At 33.0% G+C, this 15,740-nt stretch carries 17 protein-coding genes and 2 pseudogenes; 12 read left to right on the top strand and 7 right to left on the bottom strand.

The window, feature by feature from the left end; genetic code table 11:
* From ACTG3Y_RS11140 to ACTG3Y_RS11110, 7 genes are all read left to right on the top strand, one after another.
* A partial coding sequence (locus ACTG3Y_RS11140; protein ID WP_439153001.1) for a magnesium transporter occupies positions 1-179 on the top strand: 179 nt, incomplete at its 5' end.
* A 27-nt stretch (positions 180-206) separates the two neighbouring features.
* Positions 207-572: a cupin domain-containing protein gene (locus ACTG3Y_RS11135; protein WP_439152999.1), complete on the top strand. Its 366-nt coding sequence runs from the start codon at positions 207-209 to the stop codon at positions 570-572.
* A 55-nt stretch (positions 573-627) separates the two neighbouring features.
* A complete protein-coding gene (locus ACTG3Y_RS11130) occupies positions 628-1,605 on the top strand; it encodes a 2-hydroxyacid dehydrogenase (RefSeq protein ID WP_439152998.1) in 978 nt (325 codons plus the stop codon).
* Positions 1,606-1,634: 29 nt separating this feature from the next.
* Entirely contained in the window at positions 1,635-2,093 is a 459-nt protein-coding gene (locus ACTG3Y_RS11125) for a DUF1801 domain-containing protein (RefSeq protein ID WP_439152997.1), read from the top strand.
* Between the two features lies 1 nt (position 2,094).
* Positions 2,095-2,481: a VOC family protein gene (locus ACTG3Y_RS11120; protein WP_439152996.1), complete on the top strand. Its 387-nt coding sequence runs from the start codon at positions 2,095-2,097 to the stop codon at positions 2,479-2,481.
* Positions 2,482-2,524: 43 nt separating this feature from the next.
* Positions 2,525-3,001: a hypothetical protein gene (locus ACTG3Y_RS11115; RefSeq protein WP_439152995.1), complete on the top strand. Its 477-nt coding sequence runs from the start codon at positions 2,525-2,527 to the stop codon at positions 2,999-3,001.
* A gap of 48 nt (positions 3,002-3,049) precedes the next feature.
* A complete protein-coding gene (locus tag ACTG3Y_RS11110; RefSeq protein WP_439152994.1) occupies positions 3,050-3,550 on the top strand; it encodes a hypothetical protein in 501 nt (166 codons plus the stop codon).
* Between the two features lie 97 nt (positions 3,551-3,647).
* Here ACTG3Y_RS11110 and ACTG3Y_RS11105 read toward each other — a convergent pair whose 3' ends face one another.
* From ACTG3Y_RS11105 to ACTG3Y_RS11095, 3 genes are read right to left on the bottom strand one after another with little or no spacing between them, the layout of a single operon-like run.
* On the bottom strand, positions 3,648-5,483 hold the full coding sequence (locus ACTG3Y_RS11105) for a GNAT family N-acyltransferase (protein WP_439152993.1): 1,836 nt from the start codon (positions 5,481-5,483) through the stop codon (positions 3,648-3,650).
* Positions 5,484-5,503: 20 nt separating this feature from the next.
* The gene (locus tag ACTG3Y_RS11100; protein WP_439152992.1) at positions 5,504-6,754 is read right to left on the bottom strand and encodes an aspartate kinase; all 1,251 of its coding nucleotides are present in this window, start codon (positions 6,752-6,754) and stop codon (positions 5,504-5,506) included.
* Positions 6,754-7,230: a GNAT family N-acetyltransferase gene (locus ACTG3Y_RS11095; RefSeq protein ID WP_439152991.1), complete on the bottom strand. Its 477-nt coding sequence runs from the start codon at positions 7,228-7,230 to the stop codon at positions 6,754-6,756. Before ACTG3Y_RS11095 ends, ACTG3Y_RS11100 begins: the two co-directional genes overlap by 1 nt.
* A 128-nt stretch (positions 7,231-7,358) precedes the next feature.
* Here ACTG3Y_RS11095 and fbp point away from each other — a divergent pair, with 128 nt between their 5' ends.
* Positions 7,359-8,363 carry a class 1 fructose-bisphosphatase gene (fbp, locus tag ACTG3Y_RS11090; protein WP_439152990.1) on the top strand — a complete coding sequence of 335 codons (1,005 nt, stop codon included), beginning with the start codon at positions 7,359-7,361 and terminating at the stop codon, positions 8,361-8,363.
* Positions 8,364-8,410: 47 nt separating this feature from the next.
* On the opposite strand, the gene ACTG3Y_RS11085 is transcribed toward fbp, so the two are convergent.
* Entirely contained in the window at positions 8,411-8,842 is a 432-nt protein-coding gene (locus tag ACTG3Y_RS11085; protein WP_439152989.1) for a TerB family tellurite resistance protein, read from the bottom strand.
* A gap of 243 nt (positions 8,843-9,085) precedes the next feature.
* Here ACTG3Y_RS11085 and mfd point away from each other — a divergent pair, with 243 nt between their 5' ends.
* A complete protein-coding gene (gene mfd, locus ACTG3Y_RS11080) occupies positions 9,086-12,418 on the top strand; it encodes a transcription-repair coupling factor (protein ID WP_439152988.1) in 3,333 nt (1,110 codons plus the stop codon).
* A 19-nt stretch (positions 12,419-12,437) separates the two neighbouring features.
* On the opposite strand, the gene ACTG3Y_RS11075 is transcribed toward mfd, so the two are convergent.
* On the bottom strand, positions 12,438-12,575 hold the full coding sequence (locus ACTG3Y_RS11075; RefSeq protein ID WP_439152987.1) for a hypothetical protein: 138 nt from the start codon (positions 12,573-12,575) through the stop codon (positions 12,438-12,440).
* 61 nt (positions 12,576-12,636) lie between these two features.
* Between ACTG3Y_RS11075 and ACTG3Y_RS11070 the strand changes: the two are divergent.
* The 3 genes and pseudogenes from ACTG3Y_RS11070 to ACTG3Y_RS11060 form a co-directional block, all read left to right on the top strand.
* A pseudogene (locus ACTG3Y_RS11070) lies at positions 12,637-12,816 on the top strand (EamA family transporter); the annotation flags it as partial.
* Positions 12,802-13,278, top strand: coding sequence for a DMT family transporter (locus ACTG3Y_RS11065; RefSeq protein ID WP_439153000.1), 477 nt, complete (start codon positions 12,802-12,804; stop codon positions 13,276-13,278). The pseudogene ACTG3Y_RS11070 and the gene ACTG3Y_RS11065, both read left to right, overlap by 15 nt.
* Before the next feature lie 43 nt (positions 13,279-13,321).
* On the top strand, positions 13,322-14,623 hold the full coding sequence (locus ACTG3Y_RS11060) for a TlpA family protein disulfide reductase (protein ID WP_439152986.1): 1,302 nt from the start codon (positions 13,322-13,324) through the stop codon (positions 14,621-14,623).
* Between the two features lie 28 nt (positions 14,624-14,651).
* Here the strand turns inward: ACTG3Y_RS11060 and ACTG3Y_RS11055 are convergent, their stop codons facing one another.
* Both ACTG3Y_RS11055 and ACTG3Y_RS11050 read right to left on the bottom strand, forming a co-directional pair.
* A complete protein-coding gene (locus ACTG3Y_RS11055; RefSeq protein ID WP_439152985.1) occupies positions 14,652-15,062 on the bottom strand; it encodes a 6-phosphogluconate dehydrogenase in 411 nt (136 codons plus the stop codon).
* Between the two features lie 185 nt (positions 15,063-15,247).
* Positions 15,248-15,740 (bottom strand): annotated as a pseudogene (locus tag ACTG3Y_RS11050) (nicotinic acid mononucleotide adenyltransferase); the annotation flags it as partial.

Here is a 15,740-nt window from a genome sequence, read left to right as displayed (position 1 = left end):
CTGTTTCACTAGTCGCAGTCATTATCATTGCTGGTTTAATCGGAACTTTTGTACCATTATTTTTAGATAAAAGAGGTATAGATCCAGCCATAGCCACAGGACCTTTCATTACAACAAGTAATGATATTTTAGGAATCTTACTCTATTTCTGGATTGCTAAATTGATTTTAGGAATCTAAACTAAATAGCTTTCGTAACTTTATAACATGAAAGCAATAAACATCAAAGAAAAATTTTCAAAATTTAATAAAAACTGGCATCCACATCAAATAGCTATAGTTGATGACATGCAGGTGATTTTAGCGAAATTAAAAGGAGAATTTGTGTGGCATCATCATGATAACGAAGACGAATTGTTTCAGGTCATTAAAGGCACACTCTATATGCAATTTAGAGACAAAACCGAAGTTGTAAAAGAAGGTGAATTCATTGTTGTGCCAAAAGGGGTTGAGCATAACCCTTGCACCAAAAATGAAGAAGAAGTCCATGTTTTATTGTTTGAAAAGTTAAAGACATCTCATACTGGAAATGTTCAGCATAAAATGACACAAACGCAATACCCAAAGATTTGAAAATTAAAAACCTTTGTCACTCTTATCTTAGTACTAATGGCAATTATGATAAAAAATGAAAATATTACACCTAGATAAAAACCATAAATTACTAATAAATCAACTCAACGATTTAGGCTTCACTAATCATGAGGATTACACTTCTTCCAAATCTGAAATCGAAGTTAAGATCTCGGACTATGATGGCATTATCATTCGCAGTCGATTTTCTATTGATAAAAAGTTTTTAGATGCAGCCAAAAACCTAAAAATTATTGGTAGAGTTGGAGCAGGGTTAGAAAACATAGATTGCGATTATGCCAAACAAAAAGGTGTAAATCTGATTTCTGCGCCAGAAGGCAATAGAAATGCTGTTGGTGAGCATGCGTTAGGTATGTTGCTATCCTTATTAAACAAACTCAATAAAGCAGACAAAGAAGTGAGACAAGGTAAATGGTTGCGCGAAGCTAATCGTGGCTTAGAACTCGACGGTAAAACTATAGGTCTTATTGGTTATGGTAATATGGGAAAAGCCTTTGCGAAAAAGTTAAGAGGATTTGATGTTCAAGTTTTTTGCTATGACATTAAAGCTAATGTTGGAGATGAAAATTGTACACAAGTAGACTTACAAGAACTTCAAGAAAATGCAGATGTTTTGAGTTTACACACGCCTCAAACACCATTGACACTCAACATGGTAAATAGAGAATTTATCAATAATTTCAGAAAACCATTTTGGCTCATAAATACAGCACGTGGTAAAAGCGTAGTTACTGAAGATTTAGTGTCTGCCTTAGATTCTGGGAAAATTTTAGGCGCAGGCTTAGATGTTTTAGAATACGAGAAATCATCATTTGAAAATTTATTTAAAATTGATGAACCAAAATTTAGATGGATGCGAAAAGGTAAAAAATCAAACTTACCTGAAGCTTTTCAGTTTCTTATTAATGCAGATAATGTAATTCTATCACCACATGTAGCTGGCTGGACAGTTGAGAGTAATATTAAACTAGCCCAAACCATTGTAGATAAGATACAAGCAAAATTTTGTTAATTTAGATGATTACTAAATCAATCTAAATTATGCAGTACGATGCCACTTCGCCAGAAGACTATATAAGTCAAGTTCCGGAAAATCGAAAAGATGCCTTAAATAAATTGCGGAAAGTTATAAATGACAATTTACCTAAAGGGTTTGAAGAAGGTATTATTTACAAAATGATAGGTTATTATGTACCGCATTCGGTCTATCCAGAAGGCTATCACTGTGACCCAAAAATTCCGCTTCCTTTTATGAGTTTTGCATCACAAAAAAACTCAGTAAACTTATATCACAGTGGTATATATGCTAAAAAAGAATTGCACGATTGGTTTGTGAAAGAGTATCCTAAGCATTGTAAACGCAAACTAGACATGGGCAAAAGCTGTATTAGATTTAAAAAAGTGGATGAAATACCATTTGAACTTATCGGTGAACTCACAAGAAAAATGACTTGCGATGAGTGGGTAAATATTTATGAATCTGCAATAAAAAACAAATAAAATGAAAAAGCGTGTTACAGGTATCGGTGGTTTATTCTTTAAAACAAAAGACCCAAAAGCATCTAAAGATTGGTATAGGAAACATTTAGGTTTTAATACCGATGATTATGGTTGCACGTTTTGGTGGAAAGATAAAGATGGCAAAGATTGTTCTACTCAATGGAGTCCTTTTGCTGAGGACACTAAATATTTTGAACCTTCTAAGAAAGACTTTATGTTTAACTATCGTGTTGAAAATTTAAAGGAACTATTACTGACTTTAAAAGAGGAAGGTGTCATAATAGTAGGTGACATGGAAGAATACGATTACGGCAAATTTGGTTGGATTCTGGATAATGATGGTAACAAAATTGAACTTTGGGAACCAGTAGACCAAGCTTTTAAATGAGAGCGTAACTTTTCTGTCCTCTAATATACTAAACGATACAACCATGAGTGAAGACAACAAAAATTTAGAAGATGAATTAAACAAAAAGTCAGAACAAGTAGAAGAAATTCTAGAAAAGAATTCAGAAGAAATTAAAGACACCTCTGCGGATTTAAAAGAAGAAGGGTCAGATGCTTTTGATAATACTAAAGAGAAGGCAAGTGAATTAGTAAACGAAGCTAAAGAAGCTTTTAGCCATGTTAAAGATAAAGCGAATGAGTTTATAAATGAGGATGCTAAAGAGATGTATAACAATGCAAAAGAAAAAGCATCAGAATTCGCTGAAGATACTAAAGAAGTCTACGTTGATGCAAAAGTTAAAGCTAAAGAATTTGCTGGTGAAGCAGGTGAAAAATTGACCGAATATGCTGATGTTGCAGAGGATAAACTTGACGACTTAGCAGAAGACGCTAAAGAAACCTATAAAGAAGCCAAAGTGAAAACAAAAGGATTTTTTCAAAGACTGTTTGGGAAAAAGTAATGCTATTTTTTAGTAACTTTAATTTCTAACCAAAAAAACATTAAAACTATGTCAGACGACAACAAAGATTTAGGCGATGAACTTGACGATATGATTGGTGATGCTAAAGAAGATGCTAAAAAAGCCAAAGACAAAATAAGTCAAAAAACCAGTGACTTGGCTGATGATGCCAAAGAAATAGCTGATGAAGCCAAGGAAAAAGCCAGCAAGATTGCTGATGAAGCTAAAGAGAGTGCTAAAGAATTTACAGAAGGGGCACAAGATGTTTTAAATAAAGCTTCTGGTGAAAACAAAAAAGTTTTAGCAGGTATTTTAGCCATAATATTTGGTAGTTTAGGAGTGCATAAGTTCATTCTAGGTTACAATAAAGAAGGTGGTATATTACTTGGCCTCTGGGTTGTTGGCGCAGTATTAACTTGCGTTGGAATTGGAGTATTACTTCTTTGGGCACTTGGTTTGGTAGGTCTTATTGAAGGTATCGTTTATCTGACTAAATCAGATGAGGAATTCTACAACACCTATCAGGTTGGCAAAAAGCCTTGGTTTTAAAAACAAAATAATTATAGACCCAGAATTAATATTCTGGGTTTTTTTAATTCCAAACTAAACATACTTTGCTAAATTTGAAGAAATGAATGAATTAAATCTATTTATTCTCTGGATTACCATTCATAAACTTACGTTCTAATTCAGCTTGAAATTCTTCCATTACAGGTCTTACAGTACTTTCTGGCAAGTCGGCAATTTTAATATACATCAACCCATCTACAGCATTATTAAATAATGGATCAACATTAAAAGCGACAAGTTTGGCATTTTGTTTAATATACTTTTTGAGCAAAACAGGAAGCCTCAATGCACCTGGTTCTACTTCATCAATAATCTTATCGAATTTATTTAAATCGGCTTCTGTAGAATCAAATACAAAATCTTTATCCGCATCTTTTAGCTTCACCTTAAATTCTTTTTTAGGGTGAACATATTGGGCTACATAAGGATCGTAATAATGTGATTTCATAAATTCAATCATCAAACTTTTAGAGAAATTTGAAAACTGATTACTAATACTCACACCACCAATTAAATATTTATGTTCTGGAAAGCGTAAAGTTGTATGTACAATACCTTTCCACAATAAAAATAAAGGCATTGGTTTTTGTTGGTATTCTCTAATAATAAAAGCTCGACCCATTTCTATGGATTGACTCATCATTTTGTACAATTCTGGCTCAAAACGAAATAAGTCCTGCAGATAGAACCCATCTATTCCATAGCGTTCAAATATTTTTGAACCTAGTCCCATTCTGTATGCACCTGCTATGGCGTTTTTATCATTATCCCATAGAAACATATGATGATAATAGGTGTCAAACGAATCTAAGTCAATCGCCTCATTTGTTCCTTCTCCTACTTCTCTAAATGTAATCTCTCTTAATCTACCTAGTTCTCGCAGTATATTAGGCATATCTCTTGCCTCTGCTAAATAAACCTCATAGTTTTTACTAACTAAAAGTCTACAGTCTTTTTCTTTTAACTGTTCAACCTCAGCAACCATAACATCTGTCTCTATTGGTGTAACAATACGTTTTGGTGGCTTTGGTAATTTTACTGTTGACTTAAAATTATCTAAAATTTTAGGTTTGTCTTCAAAAGTTTTAGAAAGCATATAGGTTTTACGTCTTAAAAACTCTGAGAATTCAGGAAGCGTACTATGCTCTTTTTGGTCATTTACAGAAATTGGTCTGCCTATTCTAACTTTAATTACACGTCGTTTTTGAGTTAATAATTCAGAAGGTAATTTCGCTGTTCTTAAGGTATCGCTAATTTTAGATAGTCTATAAAATAATCGACTGTTCTTGGCGTGAAAATATATAGGAACTACAGGTACTTCAGCTTTTTGAATTAACTTCATAGCGGCTTCTTCCCATGGTTTGTCAACTACCAGTTTGCCATCTCTATAAGTTGAAACTTCTCCTGCGGGAAAAACACCCAATGGATGACCATCTCTTAAATGCATTATGGCATTTTTAAAGCCTGTAATACTACTGGCAGCATCCTTTCTGTCTTCAAAAGGATTAACTGGCATTACATAAGGTTTCAAAGGCTCTATTCTGTGAAGTAAAAAATTGGCGATAATCTTAAAATCACTGCGTTGTTCTATCATTAATTTTAAAAGTAGAATACCATCTATTCCTCCGAGAGGATGATTAGACACCGTAATGTAAGCACCATCTTTAGGTAATCGTTTTAAATCCTCTTCAGGTATTTCAAATTTAATTTGAAAATCATCAAGTAAAGCATTTAAAAAGTCTAAATCTGATAGATGTTTATTACGCTTATAAATTTTATTTATTGTAGAAATTTTTAGCACTTTCATTAGTATCCAACCAAAAAACGTACCTAAGAAACCATACTTATCAGCATTAATTGCTTTGGCAACTTCCTTTGCAGTAACTAATCCAATTTCAGATGATTTCGCCATAAAACAAATGTAATAACTATTTATTTAGTAACAATTTGTACTGTTCCCTGTGTTAATTGCTTCAATAGCACGGTTTTATCTTGTTCTAACTCTTTTATGGCATCTAAAGTATAATGTCTAATGGTATAAAGACTCATGTTTTCATGACATGTTACATTAAACTTTGCTTTTAAATGCTGAAGTAACTTTTCGAGATTATTATAAATATTATCTACACAAACAGAAAAGCTAATTGCCGAATTCTGAATGACATCTACTTTCATTTTATACAAATGAAGTAAACTAAATATTTCACTAATATTTTCTTCTACGATATATGAAAAATCCAATGATGATAGTGAGATTAAAATTTGATTCTTCTTAACTATAAAACAAGGGATTTCAGGCTCCAGAGTTTTCCCTTTACTAACTCGTGTACCATCTCCTTTTGGATTTAAAAACGATTTTACATGTAAAGGAATCTCTTTACGCTGCAACGGCTGAAGGGTTTTAGGATGTATTACCGAAGCTCCATAAAACGCTAACTCTATGGCTTCTCTGTAAGAAATTTGATGTAACAATTGAGCGTTTTCAAAATAGCGTGGATCAGCATTTAAGACTCCAGGTACATCTTTCCAAATCGTAACACTGTTGGCATTTAGACAATAGGCAAAAATGGCTGCTGTATAATCACTACCCTCTCTACCTAAGGTTGTTGTAAAATTATTGGCATCACTACTTAAAAATCCTTGAGTAATATTTAAAACTGAAGGGTTAAATATTTTAGTGATTCGCTCTTGTGTCACGTCCCAATTTACATTAGCTCTTCTATAGTAACTATCCGTTTTAATATAGTCTCTTACGTCTAACCAGTTATTTTTAAGACCAATCTCGTTGAGATAATGACTTATTATTGTAGTAGAAATTAATTCCCCAAAACCTATGGTCTGATCATATACAAAATTATAGTCTGGTGATTTATTACTTTTAAAAAACAATGTCAATTCATCAAAAAGCGCTTTTACTGCAGCAAATACCTGATGACGCTCATTTGTAAAAAGCTCTAATAATATCTCGTTATGAAATTTAATAACATCGTGTATAGAACTTTGTAACTCTGCTTTATTCTCAAAGTAGTTCTTAATAACCAATTCCATAGCATTAGTTGTTTTTCCCATTGCTGAGACTACAACTAAAGTGTTTTCATGACCTGTTGTCTTTAAAACAGCTGCTAAATTCTTTACACCTTCTGCATCTTTTACTGATGCACCACCAAACTTAAAAACACGCACTATTTTTGGTTTAAATAATTATCAATTCCTTTTTGATCAAGTTGCACTACATCCCAATCGCGCATAACACGTGCACCTTTTTTTTCGTAAAATTCAATTGCAGGTTCATTCCAGTCTAAAACTTCCCAACCAATTCGTTTTACGTCCATAGACTTGCCATATTCAACAACAGTATCTAGTAATAATGTCCCTAAACCTTTACCTCTACTCGCTTCACTAACTATTAGGTCTTCTAAATGAAGTACCTTTCCTTTCCATGTCGAATACCTTGGGTACACTAATGCCAGTCCTTCCACTTTTCCATCAACTTCAACAACGAAACAGGTAAATTTAGGCTGCTCACCAAAACCGTCTTCCTGTAAGTCTTTTAGTGAAACTTCTACCGCATCTGGTTCTTTCTCAAAAATTGCCAATTCATTAATGAGTTCTAAGACTCTAGGCATATCTTCTATTGTAGCTAATCTTGGTTGGTTCATTATACAATTTAATAGGTGTTCAAATATAATCTAATCTCACCTTACATAACAATTAAATTACTTTACGAAAACGTTTTAGTTTATTAAAAAATCCGATATTTGTTCAGAATTAATCAATATACTACTTCATGTCTCAACGCAATCAAACCTTAGGTGAATTTATAATTGAAAACCAAGCTTCATTTAAATACACTTCTGGTGAGCTTTCCCGCCTCATTAATTCCTTACGATTAGCTGCCAAAGTGGTAAATCATGAAGTAAATAAAGCAGGCTTGGTAGATATCATTGGAGCTGCAGGAGATACAAACATACAAGGTGAAGACCAGCAAAAATTAGATGTTTACGCTAATACCAAGTTTATACAAACAATGACTAAAAGAAATATTGTTTGTGGTATTGCAAGTGAGGAAGAAGATGATTTTATTACGATTAACAGCCAGGATGAAAACCACCAAAATAAATATGTGGTATTAATAGATCCTTTAGATGGTTCATCAAACATTGATGTCAACGTTTCTGTAGGAACTATTTTTTCTATCTATCGACGTGTGACTCCGGTAGGTACGCCTGTGACTTTAGAAGATTTTTTACAAAAAGGTAATCAACAAGTTGCTGCTGGTTATATTATTTACGGAACTTCAACTATGCTAGTATACACTACTGGTCATGGTGTTAATGGTTTTACCCTAAACCCTGCGATTGGTTCATTTTACTTATCCCATCCAGACATGCAATTCCCTGAAAATGGTAGTATTTATTCCGTAAATGAAGGTAATTATATTCACTTCCCTCAAGGTATAAAAAACTACATTAAGTATTGCCAAATGGAAGAAGGTGACAGACCGTATACATCTCGATATATTGGATCTTTAGTGTCTGACTTTCATAGAAATATGATAAAGGGTGGTATTTACATGTACCCAAAAAGTTCTAAAGCCAGCAACGGAAAACTTAGGCTTTTATACGAATGTAATCCAATGGCATTTTTGGCGGAACAAGCCAATGGTAGAGCGAGTGATGGTTTTACAAGAATTATGGATATTGAACCAACAGAATTACATCAGCGTGTACCATTTATTTGTGGTAGTAAAAACATGGTTGAAAAAGCTGAGGAATTTATGCGGAAAGCATAAAAAAAGCGAACCGGTTAGTTCGCTTTTTAACTAAACTTGAGAATCTTTTATTGATTCATTTTTTTCATTTTCTCTGTAAACTCATCTAAGTCTACTTCATAGTGCACTAAAGTTAAGGCCTTGTCTGCAATGTATTTTACATTGTCTTGATTAAAACCTAAACCAATACATAATTTCTCTAATAAATTTAGTTGATTTGGCCCTTCAATATGATCTGCCCATACCATACGCGCTAAATCATATAATCGCTCTAAACGACTGTCATAAGAATGTGGCGCATTTACTGGATGGCTTTTGTAATCTTTCAATATTTCGTTGAATTCGCTCTCGGTTATATCTAAGCGCGTCGCTAAGCGATCTAAAAAGGCTTTCTCAGCATCGTTAATGACTCCATCACTCATTGCAACCCTAACAATTGCAGCAAAATGGTCCTCGTTTCGTTTTTTAAATCCACTTTCGAATAAATCTGAAATTGACATATATATAAATTTAATTGTCTCTAAATTATTGGTCAACAAATATAATTCTATTCATAGAATTTATCGTTATTGTAAGCTTCAAAAATTCTATATTTTTTTAGCGTAAAACCTGAATTTTTCAACAGTATACTAATGTAAAATATAGCTTTACTTTAATAACAACTTCATAAGTCCACAAAATGTTTTTATTTGAATTTTCAAATGGAAAAAATCATGTACTTTTGCACCTTCAAATAATGGAACTTGAGTAAAGCCTTCATTTCCCAGACATTTTCACAGACTTTGCAACTGCAAAATCTGCAAAATACTATTGCCCAAACTGAAGGTAAAACTCACCTTAAAGGTCTTGTTGGTTCATCTTTTTCTGTGGCTATTTCAGAAGTTTTCAAAACTGCAGAGAAGCCATTTTTAGTAGTATTTGACGATAAAGAGGAAGCAGCATATTATCTCAACGACTTAGAGCAGCTTATCAACGATAAAGATGTGTTGTTCTATCCGGGTAGTTACCGTAGACCATATCAAATCGAGGAGACAAACAATGCCAATGTTTTATTAAGGGCCGAAGTATTAAACCGGATTAATTCAAGAAGAAAACCTGCGATTATTGTCACTTATCCAGATGCTCTTTTTGAAAAAGTAGTTACCAAAAAAGAACTCGAAAAGAATACACTTAAAATTTCTGTTGGTTCTGAACTAAGTATCGATTTTGTCAATGAAGTGTTGTTTGAATATAAATTTAAACGTGTTGATTTTGTTACCGAACCTGGTGAATTTTCAGTTAGAGGTGGTATAATAGATGTCTTTTCTTTTTCTCATGACGAGCCCTACAGAATTGAATTTTTTGGTGATGAAGTAGATAGCATCAGAACGTTTGATGTAGAAACTCAACTTTCGACTGAGCGTATTAAAAAGGTAGGTATAATCCCTAATGTTACTAATAAGCAAATTGCTGAAAATCGTGAAAGTTTCTTAAAATATATATCAAATAAGACTGTCGTTTTTACTAAAAATTCATCATTGTTATTTTCGAGAATAGATGAGTTTTATAATAAAGCTGTCGAAGCCTTTAATGTTTTATCTAAAGAGGTTAAACACGCTTCACCAGATGAACTGTTTTGTAATTCTGAATTATTAAAAAGCCAATTTTTAGAGTATACATTGGTAGAATTTGGCACATCAGCTTTTATTAGTACTCATACTATAGAGTTTCGTACCAAACCTCAACCTGCCTTTAATAAGCAATTCAACCTTCTCATTGAAGATTTAAACGAAAACCATCAGAACGGTATTAACAATTATATTGCTTGTGTGAGTGAACAACAAGCCAAACGATTTCATGATATTTTTGATGATGTTGATGAAAATGTACATTACAAAACAATAGTACTTTCACTCTATCAAGGGTTTATTGATACTGAGCATAAAATTGCTGTTTATACTGATCATCAAATTTTTGATCGTTATCATAAATTCCACCTTAAAAACGGCTATGCAAAAAAGCAGGCTATTACTTTAAAAGAACTCACAAACCTAGAAATTGGGGACTATGTGACACATATCGACCATGGTATTGGAAAATTTGGTGGGCTTCAAAAAATTAATGTAGAAGGTAAAAAACAAGAGGCTATAAAACTTGTTTATGGCGAACGCGATGTGTTGTATCTGAGTATTCACTCCCTACATAAAATTACAAAGTTTAATGGTAAGGATGGCAAACCACCTAAGATATACAAATTAGGCAGTAAAGCTTGGAAAAACCTTAAGCAAAAGACAAAATCTCGTGTTAAGGAAATTGCATTCAATCTTATTAAACTCTACGCTAAACGTAAGTTAAAGAAAGGTTATCAATATGCGCCAGATAGTTATATGCAACACGAGCTCGAGGCTTCATTTGTCTATGAGGACACGCCAGACCAAATTAGCTCAACTGCAGATATAAAAGCTGATATGGAAAGTGAGCTCCCGATGGATCGTTTGGTTTGTGGAGATGTTGGTTTTGGAAAAACTGAAGTTGCTATAAGAGCAGCCTTTAAAGCCGTCGATAACGGAAAACAAGTGGCGGTTTTAGTACCAACAACTATTTTGGCATATCAACATTCTAGAACATTTACACAACGACTAAAAGACTTTCCGGTTACCGTAGATTACGTCAACCGATTCAGAACAGCCAAAGAAAAGCGTGAAACTTTAGAAGGATTAGAAAAAGGCAGTGTCGATATTATTATCGGGACACATCAATTGGCTAACAAAAATGTAAAGTTTAAGGATTTAGGTTTACTCATTGTAGATGAGGAGCAGAAATTTGGTGTGGCTGTAAAAGAAAAATTAAAAACTATCAAAGAGAATGTCGATGTATTGACTTTAACAGCAACTCCAATTCCTAGAACACTTCAGTTTAGCTTAATGGCTGCAAGAGATTTATCTGTGATTACAACGGCTCCTCCAAATCGATATCCTATAGAAAGTCACGTGATTCGTTTTAGTGAAGAAACTATTAGAGATGCTATTAGTTACGAAATTCAACGTGGTGGTCAAGTATTTTTTATTCATAATAGAATAGAAAACATCAAGGAAGTCGCAGGTATGGTTCAACGCTTAGTACCAGATGCTAAGATAGGTATTGGTCATGGGCAACTTGATGGTAAAAAACTAGAACAACTGATGCTTGCTTTTATGAATTGTGAGTTTGATGTTTTAGTAAGTACAACTATTGTTGAAAGTGGCTTAGATGTTCCAAATGCTAATACCATTTTTATTAATAACGCCAATAATTTTGGGTTAAGTGATTTACACCAAATGCGAGGACGTGTGGGCCGCAGTAATAAAAAAGCATTCTGTTATTTCATTACTCCAGAGTATTCCGCAATGACTACAGATGCTCGTAAACGTATCACAGCATTAGAACAATTTACAGAGCTTGGTAGTGGCTTTAATATTGCCATGAAAGATTTAGAAATTAGAGGTGCTGGCGATTTATTAGGAGGTGAACAAAGTGGTTTTATCAATGATATAGGCTTTGATACCTACCAGAAAATCTTGAATGAAGCCATTGAAGAACTCAAAGAATCTGAGTTTGCGGATCTTTATAAGGATGATGGTAAACCGAAGCAGTATGTTAAGGACATTACTATTGACACTGATTTTGAATTACTATTTCCAGACGACTATGTAAATAACATTACAGAGCGATTAAATCTTTATACCAAACTTAACGAGATTACAACTGAAGAAGCATTAGATAAATTTGAATCTGAAATTATTGATCGTTTCGGAGAATTACCAACTCAAGTTGAGGACCTGCTAGATAGTGTGCGTTTAAAATGGATAGCGAAAAAAATGGGACTTGAAAAAGTCATCATGAAAAAAGGAAAACTCATAGGTTATTTTATACAAAATCAACAAAGTAAATTCTATCAAAGTGATGCTTTTACTAAAGTGCTGCAGTTTGTACAGATGAACACAGGCAAATGCAAAATGAAAGAAAAAAAGACAAGAAATGGGCTTCGCTTATTAATTACTTTCGAGAATATTAAATCTACAAAACAAGCTTTAGCTGCATTATCTGATATTAAATGAATGAAAAAAGTCATTTAAATCATTTATTCTGGCTAACTCTAGCTACATTATTTATTAGTACATCTGGTGCCTTAGGCAAATTTATTGATTTACCCACTCCTGTAATAATCTGGTTTCGTTCTGCATTAGCTACTATTTTTCTACTATTATTTTGCATCTATAAACGCATTAATCTAAAAATATATAATGGCAAGGACCGGTAGACATTTTTTCTTGGCGCAGTATTCATGGGTGCGCATTGGATCACCTATTTCTATGCTTTAAAGTTATCTAATGTTGCTATTGGTATGCTTTCATTATTTACATTTCCCATCATGACAGCATTACTTGAACCTTTATTTACCAAAGTGAAATTCGATCCTATTCATATTGTACTTGGTACAATAGTATTAATCGGTATTTACATCTTAGCTCCAGAGTTTAACCTAGAAAGTGGACAATTACAAGGTGCACTTTTAGGATTACTGTCTGCCTTTTGTTATGCGCTACGAATTCTAATTCTTAAAGGGCATGTTTCCCAATATAATGGAACCATGCTTATGTTTTATCAGGTTGCAATTCTCACGATTATCCTTATTCCAGCTTTGTTTTTTATGGATGTTTCTAATATTACTTCACAATATCCTTATGTAATTTTATTGGCATTACTAACCACAGCCATTGGGCACACCATGTTTGTAAACAGCCTAAAATATTTTAAAGCAAGTACGGCAAGTATAATTGGCAGTGCGCAACCTGTATTCGGAATAATAATTGCATTTTTTTTCTTGAAAGAAATACCAACTATACATACATTTGTAGGTGGTGCGTTAATTTTAACTACCGTAGTTATAGAAAGTATCAGATCCAAATCAAAATAATGGCTTAATTATTGTCGTTATAGAATAGATAAAATATTTACCAATGAAGAAATTATATACGATCCTTTTAATACTACCTTTTATATCATTTGCACAAAGTGTAAAGGGTACGTTTTCACCTGCAGAGAATTATACTTATGCCTTTCTCTATAAAGCTACACCAGAAGGTGCAAGTTACGTGGATAGAGGAAAATTAGATAATAAAGGGAATTTTGAAATTACTTTAGATTCTACCGTTAGTCCCGGAATATATAAGATAGTATATGCTATTCCACCTGAGGAAAATAATTTTGATTTTGTATATGATGGTAAAGAAACTGTTGCCTTTAATTTTAATTATGAAAATGGAGTTCATTTTACAGAATCTGAAGAAAATAAACTTTGGAATTCATACCTTAAAAGTATGGATATGGTTAATCAGACAATAAATAACTATTATTCTAAAAACAACGCTGACAAGAAAGGATTTAAATCTATATTTAAAGTTCTTAAGGATACTCAATTGGCTTATGAAGAATCTGCAAAGGGCAAATTAGTGTCTGCCTTTATTACTGCTAATCGTCCGTATATCCCAGCTCAGTATGAAGATTTAGAGACCTATTCTAATAACCTAAAGAAAAACTATCTCAAGCAGATCGATTTTAGTAATAACTTATTGCAGAGTTCGTCATTTTTGGTAGATCGCGTTACAGCCTATGTATTTAATATTGTTGAAGATCCAAGTGAAGATATATATAAAGCACTTGTTGATGATGTTGCTTCAGCCATAAGTGATGATGACTTAGTTATTAAAACTAGTCTATTAGAAATATTGTGGCAACGTTTTGTAACACTAGAAAACCATAACTTAGCCAATTATATTACAGATTCTTATTTGTTAAGCTTGGCCAACAAAACAGATAATATAGTACTCGCAGAAACCATAACGTCTTACAAAAACACGTCTATTGGTACCAAAGCACCAAATTTTGAGATTCCTTTAGAAAATAGTACGTCCAGTTTACATGACTTAGAAGGTGCCGAACACTATTTACTTATATTTTGGAGTAGTGGTTGTGGTCATTGTTTAGCTGAACTGCCTAAAGTAAAAGAATTAGTTGCCGAGAATCCAGATTTAAAAGTAGTGGCCTATGGTCTTGAAGAAAACGACATTAAGTGGTTAGAGGAAATAAAAAAATATCCTAACTTTACGCATGTTTTAGGTTTAGGCAAATGGGAAAACCCAATGGTAAAAACTTATGGAGTAGCGGCCACTCCAATGTATTTTTTGTTAAGTTCTTCTAAAATTATCATGGCTAAACCTTATGCTTATGAGGATTTAGAAATGGTTCTTAAAGATTTATAACCAACTCTAGAAAATCTATTAATTATAATTAAGGTTTTATAACCTCTACCTTAGTTATAAAATAATTGGTATTGCCTTGCCATGGCATTGTTTTGTAACGTTCTTTATAACTCAGTTTTACTCTTTTACCTTCCGCACTTTTTAATTCTTCTAAAACCTCCTCGTTTAAAACAGAAAACTGCCATAGATTTCCTTCTAATCCATCATTTGCATTACCCATTCGCAAACCTCCCATATTAAGTTCCCCTTCGTTAGTTTTAAAGACCACCCCTTTTTTTGAGATTTTAATTAATTGACCAGCACGTGTCCCTTCTGAATATGTCCAAGAACAAGCCCATAAAAGAATCGCACATAAGACGATAACACCAAGTACAATCTTTAAAATAAACTTTTTGAATCTAGATTTATAACTAGGACCCGCATGATTTGAATTATCCATGTAAAAAATATTAGTTATAATTTCCTGTAAAGATAAAGAAAACGCTCAGTAAATCAAGTGCTTTAACTGAGCGTTGTGAAACTAAATAACCAACCAAAATTTAGTTTCGTGTGTATCTATTTATTTTATTTAAAAGGTCATACGGAACTCCTTCATTTATATTAAACACTTTGATTTAACTTTAATTATTGGGTGTTTCTAGTATTCTCTCTAGGGTTATCTGTTTTTACTGTTTTTTGCTTACGCTTTTTAGGTTTATCTACATGTTTTGTAACTCTACCTTGCGTATCAGACTCTCTGTAATAAGGTATATAACCTCTGCCAGCAAATTCATATATTGTACCAGAATCTGAATGGAACAACTCTATAGTTCCGTCATTAATAACGCTAAGTTCAAAGAATTCATTGTCAAAGAAATCATAATCTAACGTTAAAGTTTTTAGGTACATATTTCCTGGTACATCTCCTACTCCATAAACACCTGTGTAATCCCAATATATATTTGCTGGGTTGTTTATAGCAATATCCTGAGAACTTCTAAAAGTAGAGTCATTTCCACCAGATAAAAACTGTAAATAGTTTTCGTTATCAAACTCATTTAACGCTCCAAAATCACTAGTATATACTTTTTCCCAAGCTTCGTACTCTTGTAAGAAGTAGTGTATGTTGTCATAGAAC

Source organism: Winogradskyella sp., assembly GCF_965656915.1.
Lineage (GTDB): Bacteria > Bacteroidota > Bacteroidia > Flavobacteriales > Flavobacteriaceae > Winogradskyella.
Note: the sequence above shows the minus strand (reverse complement) of the source record. Positions and strands in the feature narration are given on the sequence as shown.

Coding starts and splice junctions, on each gene's coding strand:
- ACTG3Y_RS11135 (WP_439152999.1), top strand. CDS start 207: ATGAAAGCAATAAACATCAAAGAAAAATTTTCAAAATTTAATAAAAAC.
- ACTG3Y_RS11130 (WP_439152998.1), top strand. CDS start 628: ATGAAAATATTACACCTAGATAAAAACCATAAATTACTAATAAATCAA.
- ACTG3Y_RS11125 (WP_439152997.1), top strand. CDS start 1,635: ATGCAGTACGATGCCACTTCGCCAGAAGACTATATAAGTCAAGTTCCG.
- ACTG3Y_RS11120 (WP_439152996.1), top strand. CDS start 2,095: ATGAAAAAGCGTGTTACAGGTATCGGTGGTTTATTCTTTAAAACAAAA.
- ACTG3Y_RS11115 (WP_439152995.1), top strand. CDS start 2,525: ATGAGTGAAGACAACAAAAATTTAGAAGATGAATTAAACAAAAAGTCA.
- ACTG3Y_RS11110 (WP_439152994.1), top strand. CDS start 3,050: ATGTCAGACGACAACAAAGATTTAGGCGATGAACTTGACGATATGATT.
- ACTG3Y_RS11105 (WP_439152993.1), bottom strand. CDS start 5,483: ATGGCGAAATCATCTGAAATTGGATTAGTTACTGCAAAGGAAGTTGCC.
- ACTG3Y_RS11095 (WP_439152991.1), bottom strand. CDS start 7,230: ATGAACCAACCAAGATTAGCTACAATAGAAGATATGCCTAGAGTCTTA.
- fbp (WP_439152990.1), top strand. CDS start 7,359: ATGTCTCAACGCAATCAAACCTTAGGTGAATTTATAATTGAAAACCAA.
- ACTG3Y_RS11085 (WP_439152989.1), bottom strand. CDS start 8,842: ATGTCAATTTCAGATTTATTCGAAAGTGGATTTAAAAAACGAAACGAG.
- ACTG3Y_RS11075 (WP_439152987.1), bottom strand. CDS start 12,575: ATGCAAAATAATAGTAGAAAAATAGTAGCTAATGCAGAACGAAACCAG.
- ACTG3Y_RS11060 (WP_439152986.1), top strand. CDS start 13,322: ATGAAGAAATTATATACGATCCTTTTAATACTACCTTTTATATCATTT.
- ACTG3Y_RS11055 (WP_439152985.1), bottom strand. CDS start 15,062: ATGGATAATTCAAATCATGCGGGTCCTAGTTATAAATCTAGATTCAAA.